Source organism: Winogradskyella ludwigii (genome assembly GCF_013403985.1).
Lineage (GTDB): Bacteria > Bacteroidota > Bacteroidia > Flavobacteriales > Flavobacteriaceae > Winogradskyella > Winogradskyella ludwigii.
Genome location: NZ_JABFDF010000003.1, coordinates 307,615 through 326,816, shown reverse-complemented (window position 1 = coordinate 326,816; position 19,202 = coordinate 307,615). Strand labels below are relative to the sequence as shown.

Sequence of the window (19,202 nt, the reverse complement as noted above, 5' to 3'; positions counted from 1 at the left end):
CAAATTCCAAATATGTAAGCTCATCGTTGAAATTTAAAAATTATGTCTTGGATATTGAGACTATGTCCTTAAATTTGAATAAAATCTACTATTTAAGTGTTACAAGATCTCAACTTTCCAAAGTTTGAATACCGATTCAAAAGTACAGAAAATAAAGTTTCTATTTTTGATGTCATTCGTAAAAAATTTATCATTCTTCAACCCGAAGAATGGGTAAGACAACACTGTGTGCACTATTTAATTAATGATAAGAAATTTCCAAAATCGTTAATTAATGTCGAAAAAGAATTGACTATAAACGGATTAAAAAAACGTTACGATATCGTAATTTTTAATCCTGATGGCAGTATTTATATCATAGTAGAATGTAAATCGCATAAAATAAAAATTGACCAGACGACATTTGACCAAATTGCACGCTATAATTTAGTATTAAACGCCACATATTTAATGGTTACTAATGGTTTAAATCATTATTATTGCGAAATGGATATGGAGAATGAACGTTATGCGTTTTTAGAAACAATTCCAGATTATAACCCGAACTAAATGCTACAAACTAAAGATATCGCTGTTGTTATTTTAAACTGGAACGGAAAAGCTCTACTAGAGCAGTTTTTACCTTCGGTATTAAAATATTCTAACGATGCTATAATTTATGTCGCAGATAATGCATCAACCGATGATTCTGTGGCTTATGTTTCTGAAGAATTCCCGCAGATAAAAATCATTAAAAACGCAGAAAATGGTGGTTATGCTAAAGGTTATAATGATGCTTTAAAACATGTTGAAGCACCACTACTCTGCTTGCTTAATAGTGATATTGAAGTGACAGAAAATTGGCTTCAACCTATTCTTACAGAATTTAATGCAGATGCTCAAACAGCTATCATTCAACCCAAAATATTAGATTACAAAAACAAGTCTTTTTTTGAATATGCTGGAGCTGCAGGTGGCTTTATAGACAAATATGGTTACCCTTATTGTCGTGGACGTATTTTTGATACTATAGAAGAAGATAAAGAGCAATACAACGATAGCACAACTATTTTCTGGGCATCTGGAGCTTGCTTCTTTATTAGAAATTCAACATTCAAATCATTACAAGGATTTGATGAGCACTATTTTGCTCATATGGAAGAAATTGATTTATGTTGGCGCGCTTTTAATACTAATTTTAAAGCACAATATATTGGTTCCTCTACTGTTTACCATGTTGGTGGCGCTACATTAAGTGACACTAACCCTAAGAAAACCTATCTCAATTTTAGAAACAGTCTATTCACTTTAGTAAAAAACACGGATTCTAATGTATGGCTTAGAATTGTAACTCGTATGCTATTAGATGGAGTTGCTGCACTACGATTTTTAGTGCAATTAAAACCCTATTATTTCTTAGCCATACTTAAGGCTCATTTCTCTTTTTACATGAAATTAGGTCAGCTTTTAAAACAGCGAAAATCACTTCCAAAACGCCCAAATTACTATGAAACAGACAGTATTGTGTGGTCTTATTTCATAAAAAAACGAAAACGATTTTAATTGTTTATAAAACTGTTAAAGTTTTTGTTAATCCATGTGATACGCAGTCTTCTTTTACATAATTTTGGTATGTTATTACTAATATTTAAAACTGAATTTATAATTATGAAAAAACTAATTTTATTAAGTGTTTGCTCAATGCTATTTTTAGCATCATGTGTATCTAAAAAAGAACATATTGCACTTCAAGAAAAATATCAAGAATCTCAAGATTTATTAAATTCGGCGACCGTTAAATTAAATAGTTGCCTTTCTGATAAAGCAGCTTCTATGGCTCGTGTTGAAACCATGAAAGATCAATTAGCAGATTTACGTAAATCTAACCAAGATTTAATTGATACTAAAGGAGATTTAACCATCTTAACTAAAAAAGGATCTGAGAATCTTGAAAAATCTTTAGAAAGTCTTAAAGAACGTGATTTAAAAATTACAAGACTTCAAGATGCTTTAACTAAAAAAGATAGTGTAACACTTGCCATTGTTACAAGTCTTAAAAAATCTGTAGGACTTAATGATCCAGATATTGAAATTAATGTTGAAAAAGGTGTGGTATTTATTTCTATTGCAGATAAATTATTATTTAAAAGTGGAAGCTATAACGTAACTACAAGAGCTAACGAAATCTTAGCTAAAGTTGCTAAAGTAATTAATAGCAAACCAGATTTTGAAGCGATGGTAGAATCTCATACTGATAATGTATCTTACAGTAAGCCACCATTATTAGACAACTGGGATTTAAGTGTAAAACGTGCGACATCTATTGTGCGTGTTTTAGAAAGCTTAGATGTTAATCCACAACAGTTAATTGCTGCTGGTCGTAGTTCTTACGTACCTTTAGTAGCAAATGACACTGCTGAAAACAAAGCAAAAAACAGACGTACACGTATTGTTGTAATGCCTAAAATTGACCAGTTCTACGAAATGGTTGAAAATGAAATGAAAAATTTATCTGGAGAGAACTAATCCCTGTAGATTTTAATACAAGAAAAACCCAATGCAAATGCATTGGGTTTTTTATTGTCTTTTATGAACCGATTAGTTGATACTTTTATGAGACTTCACTAATCTAATAAACTCTGCTCTGTAGCCATTTCTATCATTTTCTCTACCTTTTTCAGCTAGCTCAATCACTTTAGATGTTGTTGCATTATTAAAATATTTAGATTGTTTCAATTGCATTCCGAATAATGCTACTGCTGAAACAAAATTCATATCATTAGAGGCTTCAGAAATCTGATTATTCTGAACATGAATCATTTCTATACTTTTATCAGCATTTGGTTTTTTATATCTAAATTTTACGGTAAACAATTCATCTTCAAAATTAGAAGTGATTTCAGTTTTTGAGTATTTCAAATCTGGAATCTTTTTAAGATAAGCATTCTTTATTCCAACCGGAATAATTTCGTACAAAGCAGTCACTGTATGTCCACTCCCTAATTCTCCTGCGTCTATAGCATCATCTATGAAGTCTTCATCTGCTAGTAATCTGTTTTCATAACCGATTAATCTATAAGCTTGTACTTTTTTAGGATTAAATTCTACTTGAATTTTAACATCCTTTGCAATGGTAAATAAAGTACCTCCAAATTCTTTTCCAAAAACTTTCTGTGCTTCTTGCATATTATCAATATAGGCATGATTTCCATTACCTTTATCTGCTAAAGTTTCTAATTTTGAATCTTTATAATTTCCATAACCAAAGCCTAAAACCGATAAAAACACACCCGATTCACGTTTTTCTTCAATAAACGTTTGCATGGCTTTATTACTAGAGGCTCCAACATTAAAGTCGCCATCTGTGGCTAAAATCACACGATTGTTTCCATTTTTTTTATAATGTTTTTCAGCCAATTTGTAAGCTAATTCAATGCCTTCGCCGCCTGCAGTAGATCCGCCAGAATTCAAATTATCTAAAGCGGCTAAAATCTTATCTTTTTGATCTCCAGATGTTGGTTCTAAAACGACTCCTGCTGCTCCTGCATAAACAACAATTGATACCTTGTCTTTTTCACGAAGTTGATTTACTAATAGTTTAAAAGCACTTTTTAGTAATGGTAATTTATTCTGAGAGCCCATAGAACCAGAAACGTCTAATAGAAAAATTAAGTTAGAAGCTGGAAGTTTGTCGTTTTCATAGGTTTTTCCTTGAAGACCAATTCTAACCAATTGCGTGTCTTTATGCCAAGGAGTCTCCACCACTTCTGTATTTATGGAAAAAGGATGTTTATCTGTAGGTTGCGGATAATTATAGTCAAAATAATTAACCATCTCTTCAATCTTTACACTATTTGGAGGTACAACTTGTCCATTATTAATCATACGTCTTACATTAGAATATCCTGCTTTATCAACATCAATTGAAAAGGTTGATAATGGAGTTAAATTTGCGCGTTTAAAAGGATTCTCTATAATTTTTGTGTAGTCGTCATTATTTGGTGTTATTATCTTTCTTCCTTTAGTAGTAACAATTATAACACCTCCACTACCTCTATTACCATAAATAGCAGTTGCTTCTGTATTTTTTAATACAGAAAAACTAGTAATATCCTTCTGTTTTAACTTACGAAAATTATCTTGGTCAACAGGAACACCATCAATAATAAACAAGGGTTCAATATGATTACTTATTGAATTTCTACCACGAATAATAATTGTTGAATTTTGTCCAGGATGACCAGAACTATCACTAACATTAACACCCGCTGCCTGCCCTGATAAAGTTTGAGAAATAGTTGCAGAAGGTTTAGATTTCTCATCAGAAGAAACAGCGATCGAACTCGTTCTATTTATTTTGCGTTGAGTACCATAACCCATAACTACAACCTCTTCTAACGAAGCATCATCAACGACCATTACAACATTAATAACTAAGGCGTTTTTAACAGTTTTAGATATGGTTTTATAGCCAATATAACTGAATACGAGTATATCGTTCTCCTTAGTTTTTATAGCATATTTGCCATCTACATTGGTTTGAGTTCCACGATTTGTGCCTTTTACAATAACAGTTGCGCCTTGTAATGGAATACCATCAAAATCTGTTGTGATTGTTCCTATAATTGTTTTTTCTTGTGATTGTATATGCCATAACGACAATACAAAACATAAAATGAGTGCTAGATTTTTCATAATAGTTGATTTATAAGTTTATGTAAACCTATAAACAAACACTATAATATAAAATCTATAATGAGTGACCTGTGTATTTGAATGAGTTAATACTACTACCCGGAAAGTAAAAAAAGTCATTTTGAGTATTATTGTCTTAGAAATAAATTTTATATAAATCTCTAATTGAATAATGCTTAAAATGACAATTTTCTTATAATTAAATACTAAAAAACAATGCTATTGTTATTTTATAAGTGATTTAATGGTTTTGTTACGTTGAATTTTTCCGTTTACAGTTTCCAAGAATTTATCTATTATATAAATTTCTTTTGGAACTTCAAACTTAGTTAATCCTTTTAAATGCTTAATTCTATTTAGAATACTTTCTGCAGAATCTCTAGGATTTTCAATAATTAAAATCAATTTTTCTCCTAAAGTAGCATCGTCTTCTCCAGCTACGATAAAACGCTCATCTATTACAGGCTGTAACTTATCTTCAATCTGCTCTGGAAATAATTTTACTCCTCCAGAATTTACAACATTATCAAAACGTCCTAATAATTGAAAGCTAGTTTCAGATTTTAAATCTACAATATCATTTGTCACCAAATCTTCTTCAACCAATTTTGGAGCATGGATAACTAAACAATTTCTATCGTCATGTGAAAAACTTACATCTTGTAACGCATTAAAGTATTGTTCTTTTTTCGCTGTTTTAGACTCTAACCTTCTTACTGCAATATGCGTTACAGTTTCCGTCATGCCATAAGTTTCATAAAACTTAGGTTCGCAGTCTTTAATCTTTTGCAAAAGTGGCTTTGTCACTTTAGAACCACCAACAATGATAGTTTTCATATTATGAATACTATTAATCGTATGCTTTACCTGCAATGGAATCATAGCACAAAAGTCATAAACTTTATCATAATCAAAAATAGGATGCGCTGTTGGCTCTACAAAATCTATTTCTAATCCTAAAACTAGAGCACGAATAAACATCATTTTACCTGCAATAAAGTGACTAGGTAAACAGTGTAATGCTTTATCTCCAGGTTCTATCCCGAAAAAATTACCTGTAGCAATAGAAGAATTCACCATAGCTTGTTTCATCAGTTTAATCTCCTTTGGTTTTCCTGTAGATCCTGAAGTCGAAACAAATAAATGGTCTTTGTTATTTAACCAATCAATTAAAAAATCTCCTGTGACTTGTTCGTAAGGTTCTCCCTCTTTTATAAGACTATAGGCAACTTCCTTTAAATCTTCATGACTAAAATGAAGTCCATTAAACTTAAAACGGTTATGTACTTTGTTAAATTCTGGTGTCATAATCTACTCTATTATTTTATAATTTTCTTTTGATGGCTCTTCTACGCTTCCAAATAATTTGTCTTTCCAATTTGTCCAACCGTATCGCTTTGATAAAATTAGCAACATAATTGGATATACAACTAAAACAGGTAATAAAAGATCTGTAACTAAATTCATAGAAGGGCTTCCTGTACTTTTAAATATGGCATCTGTTTGTAACGCGGTCCAATCTGCTGTAACTAAAAGCGATGCTAATAAGTTATTACCTAAGTGAAAACCTAAAGCAAGCTCTAAGCCATCGTCCATTAAGGTCATTATCCCTAAAAGTAAACCTGTACCTACATAGAAAATCATCATTTTCCAAAATCCAATGGCACTAACTTCTGGATTAGCGCTATGCGCAATACCAAATAAGATTGATGTCGCAATCAATGGAAACCATTTGTTTTTTACTAAAATACCTATTGACTGCATTAAGTAACCTCTAAATAAATACTCTTCCAAACCAATTTGAAATGGAAATAAAAGGATGCTGATAATAAAAAGAACAGCAAATTTACCGGCGTTAAACTGAAATACTAATTCCGATGAATCCATAGAATAACCAATAAAAAAGGTCACTAATGTAAATGTACAAATCATTAAAAATGAAAATAAAACTCGCTTAAAATCTACTTTTTCTCGTGCTGTAGTTAAGGATAGAATACTACGTTGGTGTACAAATTTTACCAAAACAAACAAAAGACCTAATAAAAATGCAAAAGGTAAAAGATTTAAAACCAATGATACATTAGGAGGAATTTGCTTCATCATATCATAAGCAACCTCCAAATCTTTAGGATCTGCAATTAGAAAGTATATAAAATTGCCAATAAATATACCTGCTACCAATAAAGTTGTCAGTAAAAACATCCAAAGTTCACGTTGACCTTTGTAGGCTTGTTGTATGTAATTCATTCTTATAAATTAAATTCCCAATTCTGATTTAAATCGTAATGCAAAGTACCATTTTTTACACGTAATGGCGAAGGAAAATTGTTAGTAAATAAACCACCTGTTCCTAAACCTTGAGGCATTTTGTTTTTTAAAGTATAGGTCCATTGCGCTATGGCATTTAGACCAATATTACTTTCTAGAGCACTAGTAATCCACCATTTTATATTTAAATCTTCTGCACTATTAATCCAATCTTTACTGCCTTTAAATCCTCCAACTAAACTAGGTTTTAAAATGATGTATTGTGGTTTTATGGTTTTTAATACATGCTGTTTATCTTCTTTTGAAAACACTCCAATTAACTCTTCATCTAAAGCAATAGGTATAGGCGTAACTTTGCACAAGTCTGCCATGATTTGCAACTGTTTTGCCTTAATAGGTTGTTCTATGGAATGTAATTGGTATTCTGAAAGTCTATTTAATTTTTCTAACGCATCATCTGGAGAAAAAGCACCATTAGCATCTACTCGTAATTCAATATCTGAAACCGAAAATTCTTGACGTATAGATTTTAAAATGTCCAACTCCGTTTGAAAATCGATTGCTCCTATTTTTAATTTAATACAGTTAAAACCCGATGCGATTTTTTCTTGTATTTGAGTTCTCATAAAGTCCTCATTTCCCATCCAAACTAAACCATTAATGGGAATACTATCACGATCTTTAGTGAAATCTGAAGGAAATAATTGAAACTGATCTACACTTTCTAAAGATTTAAATGCCGTTTCTAACCCAAATTGGATACTTGGAAATTCTATGAGTTCAGTTAATAGCTTTTCTAATCCTAAATGAATATTATTACAAGTCCACTTTAATTTGGTTTCGTAATTAGGTTTATCGTCTATAGATAATCCTCTTAAAATACCGCATTCTCCTACTCCATTTTTACCTTCATGTTCTAGTAAAATAAACCAGGTTTCTTTTGTAATCATTACTCCTCGCGATGTTCCGCTAGGTCTTTTAAAGTCTAAAATATGTTTGTGGTAAGTTGCTTTCATAATTACTATCAAAAATAGCTAATTAATTTAGTAGTTTAGAGCAGAAATCGCAAATCAAATGACTGATTTACTTATATTTTTATTAATTCTAAAAAGGGATAAGAGTTTATCTCGCTAATTCATAAACGTCAAGTAGTTTATCTACCATTAAGTCTTCAGAAAAATTTGTTATCGCATGATGATAAGCATTTTCACCTAGTTCATTTAAAATTTCAGGCTTTAAAGTGATTTCTTTTATAATATCTGCTAACTGCGAAAAATTTTCAGATTCAAATAGAAAACCATTTTTTCCTTCTATAATTTGATCATGAGCTCCTTGAACTTTAGATCTAATTACTGGTTTTTTTAGCATCATTGCTTCTAAAGGCACCAATGGAAAGCCTTCTATTCGCGATGGAAGAATCAATACATCTATCATATTATAGATATCGTTTGGATCTCTAAAAGGTATCAAGGTTATTATGTCTTTGATCTGATTCTCATTAATATATTGCTGCAACTCCACTCTATTTCCATCTCCTAAAATTATGACATGGATATTTAAATGCTTGGATTTTTCAATAGCTTTGAGTAAAATATCAGTTCCTTTTCTATGACCTAAAGTACCCACAAATCCAAAAATCACTGTGTTCTTAGGTATGGAATATTTTTCCTTTAATTGCTTAATCGTGTGACTATCTATATTATTCTTTTGAGTTTTAACACCATTAAAAATAAGTTTAACTTGCTCTTTTTCATAAGTATAGTAAGACATTAAACTTGCTTCTAACTCTCTACTTATGGCAATAACATAATTTGCTTTTCTATTAAATATATGTTTTGGAATATTACTAATGTGGTGTGTTACAATAAATGCCTTTCCTGTTAAAAAACGAAATATGGAAGCTATGTAAGTAGTTACAGGATAATGTGCATGAATAACATCTGGTTTCAATTTAAATAATTGATACAAAGCAAAAGGAGTTACATAAATGTAAGAAAACAATTGTTGAAACCGTGTGAAGGCAGTAATCTTACTATATAAAGGAAATGGAAGCTCTATAGATTGTACTCCATTTTTTTTAGCTTTTTCAAATAATTTGATAGCATTTAAGCCATCTCCAGGACCTCTTGATAATATGTAAACTTCGTTATTTCTTTTTATAAGCGACTCTGCCACAGTATACATATGGGTTGTGGAACCTTCAGCAGGTAAATATCTTGCTAGGAAAATGATTTTCATAACTACTTAAAAAAACATGAATCTAGTCCTATAAACCAAATTCATTTTTTATTAATAACATTAATTTATCATATCAAATAGCTAGAAAATTATGAGTTATAAAAAAGTGTTCAAATCCGTCTAACTAATAAGATACAAGTCTGTTTAATAAACAGTTAACAAGGCGCTAACTTTTACATTTTTTAGACTCTTCCCAAATTTATTAGTTTAAACTAAGCTTTATATTAAAAAAAACATAAAAATTGTCGGCTTATAAAACGAGATTAATAAAATTAATTAGCCTTTTTTGCATTTAAGGTCCATATTAGTGCTTTTTCCTTTGTAGCTCTAAAAATAGTGTTGTGTTGTTCTGAAGGCTCATCAGCATAATTCCATAGCAATGTACTAGGCGCATTGGTTTCTAATGTTTTAGCTAATTTGTTAGTGTAAGTTGAAATATCCTGAGCATCTGAACCTGCAAACCAAAGTCTAGTTTCTTTACTTGGTGCATTTTTTAGATAGGTTTTTGAATGGCGTTCTAAGTAATGATCATTCCACCATAAAGAAGGATCCATAGCGATATAAAAGTCGAAAGTATTGGGATTTAAAAAATAAGATTCCATAACAAATAGTCCAGCTAGAGACTCTCCAATAATTCCTTTTTCATCGGTAGTTCTGTATTTACCACTTATTTCAGCCATTAATTCATCTGTTATAAAAGCTCTAAAATATTTTGCACCATCTGTTAATGGACAATATTCCTCATCTTCAGCCACCACAGATGCGCCTGATAAATCTTTTCTTCTATCTATGTTTTCAATTCCAACCAATATAATTGGAGGTATACTTTTGTTTTCTACGAGTTTTGAAATGGTATTTGCAATGTGAGGAAAATCTTCCATAACTACACCTCCATCTGGCATGTAGATTACTGGCAAAGAATCAGTACTTGTTTTATAATTTGGAGGTGTCCAAACATTGATTACTCGTGTTTCATTTAAGTGTGTAGATTCAATTTTAAAATTATCATGAGGTGGAATGGGATCATCATACTGTGCAGCATTTTTACAACTAAACATTACAATAGATATTAAGATAAAACAAAGATAATTTTTCATGTTTCTAGTTTTTTAAAGTTGAAATTAATTTCAATTAATGCCTTACAATTCTACACTCTCTCCTATTTCTAGCAACATTAAATCCTTATCCTTATCATAGAATTTTCGTTTGGCTTCCTCATGATCTATTTCAATATATCCAAAAGTATCAAAGTGATAGCCTAGAATTTTATCACATGCTATAAAATCACTTGCAATTATGGCATCATCTACTCCCATGGTAAAATTATCTCCTATGGGTAGAATAGCTAAATCGATATTGGTTTGCATAGGAATAAGTTTCATATCCATGGTTAATGCTGTATCTCCTGCAATGTAAATGGTTTTGTGCTCGCCTTCTAAAACAAAACCTCCAGGTTGTCCACCATAACTTCCATCTGGAAAAGAAGAGGTATGAATCGCATTAACATACTTGAGTTTTCCGAATTCAAAATCCCAAGAACCACCATGATTCATAGGATGACCTTCTAACCCTAAGTTTTGATAGTGCGTTACAATTTCAAAGTTAGAAACAATTACAGCACCTGTACGTTTAGCTATGGCTTCAACATCTAAAATATGATCTTGATGTGCATGTGTTACTAAGATATAATCTGCTTTTAAAGTCAAAATATCTATTGCAGAGGCTTTCTCATTTGCCGTTATAAAAGGATCGACTAAAATATAAATATCTTTAATCTGTATGCCTAAAGAAGCATGACCGTAAAATGTAATTTTCATGTTGAATTAATTTAAAAATAAAGCTATTTTTTAAAATTAATACAAAATATAACCAATACCTAATAGAATTGAAAACAGAAAGCTTGTTAGTGCCAAAACTTTTAGCTGGCTATCAAAATCGTTGGGTACTTTTGCTGCTTTAATTTTTTTAAGATGAATAATTAAAGGAATAAAAGAGATTAAATACAAGAAATTATAAGGTTCTACATAATACAATATTGAAAACATTGCTGCTGATAGCATGGCACCTATAATTAAAAAAAAGTGATAGTTTTTGGCACGCTTCTTTCCTAATTTAACAGCTAAAGTAATCTTGTCTGCTTTAATATCAGATTCGATGTCTCGCATATTGTTTAAATTTAAAACACCAACACTAAGTAAACCTAAGGAAATAGCTGGTAAAATAACAACATGATCTACGGTATGCGTATAAAGCGTATAACTTCCAAGCGTGCTAACTAATCCAAAAAATATAAAAACAAAGACATCTCCAAGTGCACGATAGCCATATGGAGAATCTCCCATTGTATAATTAATCGCGGCATAAACTGAAAAAGCTGCAAGAACTAAAAAAAGTATGATGAATAAAAAATTACCAGAACCAAAAGCCGACCAAATAAGTGCCATAGTAACTACAATTACTATGATAATATTAAACTTAATGGCGTCCATCATTTCATCTGGCGAAATATCTCCACTTTGAATAGCGCGTTGCGGACCAACACGTTCTTCGTTATCAGTGCCTCGTACTCCATCTCCATAATCATTTGCAAGATTAGATAGTACTTGTAAACTAATGGTTGTTAGAATTGCTAAAACAAAAACCAAAATATTAAAGTCTCCATTATAATATGCAAAACAACTGCCTAAAATAATTCCAGATACTGAAAGTGGTAGCGTTCTTAATCGCATGGCAGAAAGCCACGGTTTAATCTTCTTCATTTAAACAGCGTTAAATTAAGGAATCCATTTTTTAGGAAAATTAGGTTTTCTCTTTTCTAAGAATGCATCTCTACCTTCTTTGGCTTCATCTGTCATATAAGCCAATCGTGTAGCTTCACCTGCAAATACTTGCTGGCCAACCATACCATCATCAGTAAGGTTCATTGCAAATTTTAACATCTTTATAGATGTTGGTGATTTAGCTAATATTTCTTGAGCCCATTCGTAAGCTGTATCTTCTAATTCTGCATGTGGAATAACGGCATTTACCATTCCCATATCATAAGCTTCTTGAGCAGAATAATTACGACCTAAGAAAAAGATTTCTCTAGCTCTTTTTTGTCCCACCATTTTGGCTAAATATGCAGAACCATAACCTCCATCAAAACTGGTAACATCTGCATCTGTTTGTTTAAAAATAGCATGTTCTTTACTCGCTAAAGTTAAATCGCAAACCACGTGTAAACTATGTCCGCCTCCAACGGCCCAACCTGGCACTACTGCAATAACAGCTTTTGGCATAAAACGAATTAGACGTTGAACTTCTAATATATTTAAACGATGATAACCATCTTCTCCAACATAGCCTTGATGACCTCTAGCTTTTTGATCGCCTCCAGAGCAAAAACTCCAGATACCATCTTTATTAGAAGGGCCTTCTGCACTAAGAAGCACCACACCAATATTTACATCTTCTCCTGCATCATAAAATGCATCATAAAGTTCTGAAGTTGTTTTAGGACGAAATGCATTTCTTATATCAGGTCTATTAAATGCAATTCTAGCAACGCCATTGCATTTATGATAGGTTATATCTTCATAAGACTTGGCAACTTTCCAATCTATATGGCTCATATTTATCAGTATTTTGAAGACAAAAGTAAGAAATTAATAATAATACTTTAATCTCTATTTTTAATTTGATTTTATTGATTATGTGAAATATATTTGCAGTCCAAATTATTAATCTACAATGAATTACATCCCTCAATCTCATAATAAACCGTATCAAGAATATAAATTTAAGATAGGAAAAGTGTTTCTATATGATAATTTTATAGTTACGGAGTTCAATGAAGGTGCTGAAATTAATTTTGAAAGTTTCAATGATGTTTCTGAATTAATTTTATTGACGTATAGAGATAGACCTTTTGGGTTTATAGCTAATAGAACAAATTCTTACTCTATTAAATTAAAAGATGTCTTTGCTTGTACAAAAGCCTATGGGAATTTAAAGGCTTATGCCATAATTGCATACAGCGATCTTACCGAAAACATAGTTCAAATTGAAGATCATTTTTTCAATTTTAACAGACAAGTTTTTCGTGATTTCGAAACTGCTATAGATTGGATTGAAGACACTATAGAAAAAGAATGTACACCTATATTATAAAAGATGTATACCGTCTTCTTTTATTTCTATCTGACGTTCTTTATACAATGATCCTATTGCCTTTTTAAAACTCTTTTTACTCATTTGAAGTAAATCTTTAATCTTTTCAGGGTCAGATTTGTCATGTACTGGTAAAAAGCCACCATTATCATGTAACTCATTAAGAATATGCTCTGCATTAGGTTCAATATTCCTATAGCCTATTTGGTTTAAAGAAATATCTAATTTATTATCAGGACGTACTTTCTTGATAATACCTTTTAAACGATCACCAACACTAACATCTTGATAGATATCATCTTTAAAAATTAATCCTAAATGCTCTTTATTTACAATAACATTCATTCCTAATTCTGAAGGATGAGATACAATTAAATCTACTTCATCAAATTGTGCAACGTTTAATTCTTTATTACTTAAAAAACTATTGGTTTTACTTGAGGCTACTAAACGTTCTGTTTCGTCATCTAAATAACAATGTACTAGATACCAACCACCTGCTTTCATTTTAAATGCTTGTTCTCTAAAAGGGCAAAACAATTCCTTTACCAAACCCCAATCTAAGAACGCACCATAATCAGTAACTTGATTACAACGTAATAATGCAAAATCACCTTTTTTAATATATGGTTTATCTGTTGTAGCAACTGGTCTTTCTTCATTATCTAAATAAACAAAAACTTCTATATCATCGCCAATTTCAAATACTTTTGGTACATAACGATTAGGTAAAAGTACTTCCCCTTCTTCTCCATCTCCCAAAAATAATCCTGGTTCTGTATCTCTTAAAATTTCTAATGTATTGTATTCGCCTAAGTATATCATGCTGCAAAGGTAAATATTATTTTAATGAGATTTTAACACAAGTTGATGATATCCTAAAATAAATATAAGTGCATAAAAAAAGCGTTATAATTAAATAACGCTTCTTTACTATTTTTTGTAAATACTATTTAGAATAAACAGCCTCTTTTTTGAAATGCTTAGCTAATAAATAATAAACAACAACTCTGTATTTTGTTCTATTTGATCTTCCGTAAGTTTCAATTACAGAATCAATAGCTTTATCTAAATCATCACTATCACTTAATCCTAATTTTTTGATTAAGAAATTATTTTTAACAGTAGCTAATTCCTTTGCATCTGAACCAGAAACAGTAGAAGAATCTGCATTGTATATAGAAGGCCCTAAGCCTACAGTAACTTTTGTTAATAAATCCATATCTGGATTAACTCCACATTTATCTTTTAAATCTGCTGCATACTTTACGATTAAATCATCTCTTTTACTCATGATAGTTTTTGTTTTAAGTTAAATTATTAGTCTCACTAAAGGTAAGTATTTTTTAGACACATCAAAAACTAAAAAGTCACTTATAACTCATACTTAATAGTTTAATTACTTTATAAATTTAAAATAATCTAACAAAATCTGATCATTAGAGCGCGCAGGAGTAAACACTTCTAACAACTTTGGCTGCTTAGACACTTTATAAAACGAATTAAGCTGTTCTTCTAATTCGGTTTGGTCTTTTGCAATGACATAATCAAAACCAAACATCTCACTTAATTGTCTAGCACTTAAATGATGTTTTGTTTCAAAATAGCGATCAAAATTTTCTGTGTTTTTATGTCCTGGAAGAATCCTAAAAATGCCTCCACCTTCATTATTAACCACTATAATTCTAAAGCTTTTAGGAATATAATTATTCCATAACGCATTACTATCGTAAAAGAAGCTTAAATCTCCAGTTACAAACGTTGTACGCTCTGTATTTGCCACAGCAGCACCAATTGCTGTACTTGTACTTCCATCTATTCCGCTTGTACCTCTATTGCAAAAAACATCGATACTTTTTGAAATATTAAATAGCTGTGTATAGCGAATGGCAGAACTGTTACCAACTTGTAATTGACTTTGCTTTGGAACACTTTTTAATACCGAATTAAATACTGTAAAATCCGAAAAAGGTAAGGTTTGTAAATACTCCTCTGACTTTTTGCGTCGTTTTTGTCTCACCTCTAGCCAAGTGGCTTTATACGTACTTTTGGTATGATGTGTAACCCGCGGCAAAAACGAACTTAAAAATGTATTTGGACGTAGTTTTATATGTTTTTCTAAACAAAAGAACGTATCATTAGCTTTAGTTAAACTTACATGCCAATGCCGTTCTGGTTGGTAATTTCTTAAAAATATTTTTATCTTTTTTGAAACCACTAAACCACCAAAAGTTAATAAAACATCGGGTTGTAAAGCCTTTAAACCATCTTCATCTAAAGGTGCTATCATTTTATCAATACCTGGAAAAAAATCAGGATGGTGTAAATTAGATGTGGTTTCCGTAAACACTAAAATACTATCATCATCTGCAATCTCTTGTATCCATTGTTCTTCTATAGAATTGGGTTGTAAAACACCTACTAAAATCATTTTTCGTTTAGCGTTTTGCCAAACATCAAGTAAACTCTTAATTTCAAAATCATCAATTTTATCTATACTATTTTGAAGTTTGAAGGGTTTAGGGTTTATAGATAATTCATCTACAATATCATACAACGGTTCATCGAAAGGAATATTTATATGAACTGGACCTGATTTTATTTTAGATAAGGATAATGTATCATGAATTTCAGATTCATTATACGACTGAATATCTTTTTGAAGTCCTAAAAAGCGCTCAAGTTTAGTTTCTAAGCTTTTTAACATTCGTAATTCTCCTTCTGAAGAAATTCGCTTTTCGTCTTTTAAATCGAGTTTTAAATTGGCACTATAAAGCACGTGTTCTCCATAAACGTTTTTCTGTTTAATGGTTTGTCCATCTCCAATATCTACCAAATGTTTTGGTCTATCTGCAGATAAAACCACTAATGGAATATTACTGTAATGGGCTTCTGCAATGGCTGGATAATAATTTAATAATGCACTACCAGATGTGCAAACAACAGCGACAGGTTCTTGTAATTGCTGTGCTATACCTAAAGCAAAAAAGGCAGCACAACGTTCGTCTACAATACTGTAACAATTAAAAAAATCATCGTGTGTAAAACCAATGGTTAAAGGTGCATTTCTGCTACCTGGAGAGATAACAATATGTTTTACATTATGCGTTTTACATAAAGTAACAACGGTCTGCGATAAAGGTATTTTAGAATGCTTCATGAGTAGCAAAAGTAAGAAATTTGTTCCTTTCTTAATCTAGAATACTGCCTATAGTTTTGGTTTTATTTACCGTTTCTTCCCATTCTTTCTCTGGGTTAGAATCTTTAGTAATTCCGCCACCAACATAAATTAAGGCTTTTGCTTCTTGTAATTGCATACAGCGTAAATTCACATAAAAATTAGATTGTGTTTTTACCACAGCATAAGCATTATTTTCTACATTACGTCTGTTGGTATTTCTTGTTTTAGATTGTTTTAAATTTAATTCACCTAAAAAACCAGTATAAAAGGCCCTATCGTAATTTTCATTTTCCAGTATAAAATCTTTCGCGATTTGCTTTGGGAATCCACAAACCGCCGGAGTTGGATGCAAGGCTTCAATTATAGATTTTAAATTTGCTGAAGGGTCTATTAAACTTGTGATTCTAGATTTAAGATGAAGTAAATTTCCTGCTCTTATGGTTTCAACTTCAGATATATTTATTCGTTTTGTATAGGGTTCTATTTGTTCTGTAATATAATCGGTTACAATCTGTTGTTCTTCAAATTCTTTGGTTGTCCAAGTCACTTCAGATTCAGAATTATAAGCTTGTGTACCAGCTAAAGAAATTGTGGTTAGTTGTTTGCCTTCAACTTTAAATAATAACTCTGGTGTTGCACCAATCCATAAACCTACTTTAGGATGGTACCAACAATATACCATCGCATTTTTATACGTATTATAAAGCCTTTTAAAAATTGAAATTGGATTTGTATCCTTTATAGTTTGTGTTTCACAACGCGATAAAACAACCTTTTTAAGTTCCGTATTTTTAATAGTTTCAATACCTTTTGCGACTAAATTGATATGATTAAGTCTCGCATCTTCATCTAAATTAGTTGACTTGATTAATGGATTATTTTCAATTTCAAGATCAGATTCAACCTCAAAACTATGATGCTCACATTCAGTTTCGGGTAAAAGAATACGCTGTTCGTTAAAATTGAAAGGCGCAAATACAAAACCGCTTTCTGTAAATGAATCCGTTGTATGCAGGACAGCATCCTTTTGTAACCAACATTTAATTATAGAATTTATGGGCCTGCTATAAACTACAAAAGGTAATTCTTTAGCATACTGAGTCTCTAAAGCCTCAAAAAATGAATCTTCATTCATCATTTAACTATTTCTTTTTTGGGAGTGAAATGGTAGATAATCTGCAAATAGAAATTAAATTATCTGCTTCATCTGTTACTCTAATATCTAAAAGTTGTGTGGTTCTACCTTTGTGTAAAAATGTAGCTTTTGCATATATAAAACCGTCTTTTACACTTTTAAGATGGTTGGCTGTAATTTCTAAACCACGCACAAACATCTTTTCGGTATCTATAAAAATATGTGACGCAAAACTCCCAACACTTTCTGCTAATGCAGCTGTTGCACCTCCATGTAATACTCCATCTGGTTGATGAACCTTTGGTGTTACAGGCATTCTGGCAATTAAAAAATCATCTCCAAAGTCCACCATTTCAATATCTAAGGTTTCCATTAAAGTGTTTTTACTTGCTGCATTGGCTTTTTCTAGGAAGTCCTTTTTAGTCATTTGCATATAAAAATACTATTTTTGAATCTATTACAAAGATACAGAAACCGCCTAGAATAATGAATTCACAAGAGAAAGAAATTATATACAAGAGTAGTAACTCCTACTCTACTTTAAATACATTATCTAAGCAAACTAAAACGGTTTGGTTGGTTTGCCATGGTATGGGTTATTTGAGTCGGTATTTTTTACGATATTTTAAAAACTTGAATGCTGAAGAAAACTATATCATCGCACCACAAGCTCCAAGTAAATTTTATATTCAACCAAAAATGCACGTTGGTGCCAATTGGTTAACACGTGATAGTACAGAATCTGGAATGAAAAATATCACTAATTATTTTGATGCTGTTTTAGAAGCTGAACAAATCCCTACTGATGTTAACCTTATTATTTTTGGGTATTCTCAAGGCGTGAGTGTTGCCATGCGGTATGTCGCAAAAAGACAATTACAATGCCAACAATTGGTTATACATTCTGGCGGAATCCCTAAAGAATTAAATGCGGAAGATTTTGAGTATTTATCTAAAACTACTCAAGTAAAATTAATTTACGGCACTGAAGATGAGTACTTGGATGATAGTAGAATTCAATTAGAAACGGAACGCGCTCAATCACTTTTTGGCAGCCGATTAATGCTACTTCCGTTTAAAGGAAAACATGTGGTTAATGTTGAATTTATTGAAGCTTTGGTTTAAATAATGGTAATTTAACTTACATCTTTTGTTCCAAATCGTGCATGATTTTTTTTAACTGTTTGGGTTCTATTGGCTTTATAATATAATCTGATATATCACTGATACTTTTAGCGCGCTCTATATCCACAGCATCGACAGAAGAAGAGACCATATAAATTGTGATTTTCTTATTTAACTCTGGTTTTATTTTTACATATTCTTCCATAAACTGAAAGCCATCCATTATAGGCATATTAATATCTAAAAAGATAACATCTGGCAATTCTGTATCATTTAAAAGATTAGCGGTCATGAAATCTAGGGCCTCTTCTCCATCTGAAAAAAAGATCACTTTCTTATTTAACTTAATAGATTCTAAGACTTTTAAAATGGTAAATTGATAAATGTCATCATCATCTATCACACAAATATTAAATTGTTTATTCATTT

General features: G+C 31.2%; 20 protein-coding genes. 5 read left to right on the top strand and 15 right to left on the bottom strand.

Annotation, left to right across the window (positions count from 1 at the left end):
- The first annotated feature begins 96 nt into the window (after positions 1-96).
- The 3 genes from HM981_RS09725 to HM981_RS09715 all read left to right on the top strand — a co-directional run bounded on the left by HM981_RS09725 (position 97) and on the right by HM981_RS09715 (position 2,505).
- The gene (locus tag HM981_RS09725; protein WP_179338589.1) at positions 97-549 is read left to right on the top strand and encodes a type I restriction enzyme HsdR N-terminal domain-containing protein; all 453 of its coding nucleotides are present in this window, start codon (positions 97-99) and stop codon (positions 547-549) included.
- Positions 550-1,542: a glycosyltransferase family 2 protein gene (locus tag HM981_RS09720; protein WP_179338588.1), complete on the top strand. Its 993-nt coding sequence runs from the start codon at positions 550-552 to the stop codon at positions 1,540-1,542.
- Between the two features lie 105 nt (positions 1,543-1,647).
- Positions 1,648-2,505 (top strand): OmpA/MotB family protein, encoded by an 858-nt coding sequence (locus HM981_RS09715; RefSeq protein ID WP_179338587.1) that lies wholly within the window; start codon positions 1,648-1,650, stop codon positions 2,503-2,505.
- Positions 2,506-2,577: 72 nt separating this feature from the next.
- Here the strand turns inward: HM981_RS09715 and HM981_RS09710 are convergent, their stop codons facing one another.
- The 9 genes from HM981_RS09710 to HM981_RS09670 form a co-directional block, all read right to left on the bottom strand.
- Positions 2,578-4,674, bottom strand: coding sequence for a VWA domain-containing protein (locus HM981_RS09710; RefSeq protein WP_179338586.1), 2,097 nt, complete (start codon positions 4,672-4,674; stop codon positions 2,578-2,580).
- Positions 4,675-4,899: 225 nt separating this feature from the next.
- Positions 4,900-5,982 carry an AMP-binding protein gene (locus tag HM981_RS09705; protein ID WP_179338585.1) on the bottom strand — a complete coding sequence of 361 codons (1,083 nt, stop codon included), beginning with the start codon at positions 5,980-5,982 and terminating at the stop codon, positions 4,900-4,902.
- A 3-nt stretch (positions 5,983-5,985) separates the two neighbouring features.
- The gene (locus HM981_RS09700) at positions 5,986-6,921 is read right to left on the bottom strand and encodes a CPBP family intramembrane glutamic endopeptidase (protein ID WP_179338584.1); all 936 of its coding nucleotides are present in this window, start codon (positions 6,919-6,921) and stop codon (positions 5,986-5,988) included.
- Positions 6,922-6,923: 2 nt separating this feature from the next.
- Complete coding sequence (locus HM981_RS09695; protein WP_179338583.1) at positions 6,924-7,958, bottom strand: o-succinylbenzoate synthase; 1,035 nt, start codon at positions 7,956-7,958, stop codon at positions 6,924-6,926.
- A gap of 106 nt (positions 7,959-8,064) precedes the next feature.
- Positions 8,065-9,180, bottom strand: a complete 1,116-nt coding sequence (locus HM981_RS09690; protein ID WP_179338582.1) for a glycosyltransferase family 4 protein — start codon at positions 9,178-9,180, stop codon at positions 8,065-8,067.
- A 272-nt stretch (positions 9,181-9,452) separates the two neighbouring features.
- On the bottom strand, positions 9,453-10,277 hold the full coding sequence (locus HM981_RS09685; protein ID WP_179338581.1) for an alpha/beta hydrolase: 825 nt from the start codon (positions 10,275-10,277) through the stop codon (positions 9,453-9,455).
- 42 nt (positions 10,278-10,319) lie between these two features.
- On the bottom strand, positions 10,320-10,997 hold the full coding sequence (locus tag HM981_RS09680; protein WP_179338580.1) for a metal-dependent hydrolase: 678 nt from the start codon (positions 10,995-10,997) through the stop codon (positions 10,320-10,322).
- Positions 10,998-11,033: 36 nt separating this feature from the next.
- On the bottom strand, positions 11,034-11,939 hold the full coding sequence (gene menA / locus HM981_RS09675; RefSeq protein ID WP_179338579.1) for a 1,4-dihydroxy-2-naphthoate octaprenyltransferase: 906 nt from the start codon (positions 11,937-11,939) through the stop codon (positions 11,034-11,036).
- Positions 11,940-11,954: 15 nt separating this feature from the next.
- Entirely contained in the window at positions 11,955-12,794 is an 840-nt protein-coding gene (locus HM981_RS09670) for a 1,4-dihydroxy-2-naphthoyl-CoA synthase (RefSeq protein WP_179338578.1), read from the bottom strand.
- 118 nt (positions 12,795-12,912) lie between these two features.
- On the opposite strand from HM981_RS09670, the gene HM981_RS09665 reads away from it, so the two are divergent.
- Positions 12,913-13,332, top strand: a complete 420-nt coding sequence (locus HM981_RS09665; protein ID WP_179338577.1) for a hypothetical protein — start codon at positions 12,913-12,915, stop codon at positions 13,330-13,332.
- Here HM981_RS09665 and HM981_RS09660 read toward each other — a convergent pair.
- The 5 genes from HM981_RS09660 to HM981_RS09640 form a co-directional block, all read right to left on the bottom strand.
- Complete coding sequence (locus HM981_RS09660; RefSeq protein ID WP_179338576.1) at positions 13,327-14,157, bottom strand: CvfB family protein; 831 nt, start codon at positions 14,155-14,157, stop codon at positions 13,327-13,329. The genes HM981_RS09665 and HM981_RS09660 overlap by 6 nt on opposite strands.
- Positions 14,158-14,281: 124 nt before the next feature.
- On the bottom strand, positions 14,282-14,626 hold the full coding sequence (locus tag HM981_RS09655; RefSeq protein WP_179338575.1) for a DUF2853 family protein: 345 nt from the start codon (positions 14,624-14,626) through the stop codon (positions 14,282-14,284).
- A gap of 105 nt (positions 14,627-14,731) precedes the next feature.
- Positions 14,732-16,492, bottom strand: a complete 1,761-nt coding sequence (gene menD, locus HM981_RS09650; protein WP_179338574.1) for a 2-succinyl-5-enolpyruvyl-6-hydroxy-3-cyclohexene-1-carboxylic-acid synthase — start codon at positions 16,490-16,492, stop codon at positions 14,732-14,734.
- A gap of 31 nt (positions 16,493-16,523) precedes the next feature.
- A complete protein-coding gene (locus HM981_RS09645) occupies positions 16,524-17,651 on the bottom strand; it encodes a chorismate-binding protein (protein WP_317167172.1) in 1,128 nt (375 codons plus the stop codon).
- 4 nt (positions 17,652-17,655) lie between these two features.
- Positions 17,656-18,081: a PaaI family thioesterase gene (locus tag HM981_RS09640; RefSeq protein ID WP_179338573.1), complete on the bottom strand. Its 426-nt coding sequence runs from the start codon at positions 18,079-18,081 to the stop codon at positions 17,656-17,658.
- 53 nt (positions 18,082-18,134) lie between these two features.
- Between HM981_RS09640 and HM981_RS09635 the strand changes: the two genes are divergently transcribed.
- A complete protein-coding gene (locus HM981_RS09635) occupies positions 18,135-18,773 on the top strand; it encodes an alpha/beta hydrolase (protein WP_179338572.1) in 639 nt (212 codons plus the stop codon).
- Positions 18,774-18,789: 16 nt separating this feature from the next.
- Here the strand turns inward: HM981_RS09635 and HM981_RS09630 are convergent, their stop codons facing one another.
- Positions 18,790-19,200: a response regulator gene (locus HM981_RS09630; protein ID WP_179338571.1), complete on the bottom strand. Its 411-nt coding sequence runs from the start codon at positions 19,198-19,200 to the stop codon at positions 18,790-18,792.
- Positions 19,201-19,202: the final 2 nt, after the last annotated feature.

Coding starts and splice junctions, on each gene's coding strand:
- HM981_RS09720 (WP_179338588.1), top strand. CDS start 550: ATGCTACAAACTAAAGATATCGCTGTTGTTATTTTAAACTGGAACGGA.
- HM981_RS09715 (WP_179338587.1), top strand. CDS start 1,648: ATGAAAAAACTAATTTTATTAAGTGTTTGCTCAATGCTATTTTTAGCA.
- HM981_RS09710 (WP_179338586.1), bottom strand. CDS start 4,674: ATGAAAAATCTAGCACTCATTTTATGTTTTGTATTGTCGTTATGGCAT.
- HM981_RS09705 (WP_179338585.1), bottom strand. CDS start 5,982: ATGACACCAGAATTTAACAAAGTACATAACCGTTTTAAGTTTAATGGA.
- HM981_RS09700 (WP_179338584.1), bottom strand. CDS start 6,921: ATGAATTACATACAACAAGCCTACAAAGGTCAACGTGAACTTTGGATG.
- HM981_RS09695 (WP_179338583.1), bottom strand. CDS start 7,958: ATGAAAGCAACTTACCACAAACATATTTTAGACTTTAAAAGACCTAGC.
- HM981_RS09690 (WP_179338582.1), bottom strand. CDS start 9,180: ATGAAAATCATTTTCCTAGCAAGATATTTACCTGCTGAAGGTTCCACA.
- HM981_RS09685 (WP_179338581.1), bottom strand. CDS start 10,277: ATGAAAAATTATCTTTGTTTTATCTTAATATCTATTGTAATGTTTAGT.
- HM981_RS09680 (WP_179338580.1), bottom strand. CDS start 10,997: ATGAAAATTACATTTTACGGTCATGCTTCTTTAGGCATACAGATTAAA.
- menA (WP_179338579.1), bottom strand. CDS start 11,939: ATGAAGAAGATTAAACCGTGGCTTTCTGCCATGCGATTAAGAACGCTA.
- HM981_RS09670 (WP_179338578.1), bottom strand. CDS start 12,794: ATGAGCCATATAGATTGGAAAGTTGCCAAGTCTTATGAAGATATAACC.
- HM981_RS09665 (WP_179338577.1), top strand. CDS start 12,913: ATGAATTACATCCCTCAATCTCATAATAAACCGTATCAAGAATATAAA.
- HM981_RS09660 (WP_179338576.1), bottom strand. CDS start 14,157: ATGATATACTTAGGCGAATACAATACATTAGAAATTTTAAGAGATACA.
- HM981_RS09655 (WP_179338575.1), bottom strand. CDS start 14,626: ATGAGTAAAAGAGATGATTTAATCGTAAAGTATGCAGCAGATTTAAAA.
- menD (WP_179338574.1), bottom strand. CDS start 16,492: ATGAAGCATTCTAAAATACCTTTATCGCAGACCGTTGTTACTTTATGT.
- HM981_RS09645 (WP_317167172.1), bottom strand. CDS start 17,651: ATGATGAATGAAGATTCATTTTTTGAGGCTTTAGAGACTCAGTATGCT.
- HM981_RS09640 (WP_179338573.1), bottom strand. CDS start 18,081: ATGCAAATGACTAAAAAGGACTTCCTAGAAAAAGCCAATGCAGCAAGT.
- HM981_RS09635 (WP_179338572.1), top strand. CDS start 18,135: ATGAATTCACAAGAGAAAGAAATTATATACAAGAGTAGTAACTCCTAC.
- HM981_RS09630 (WP_179338571.1), bottom strand. CDS start 19,200: ATGAATAAACAATTTAATATTTGTGTGATAGATGATGATGACATTTAT.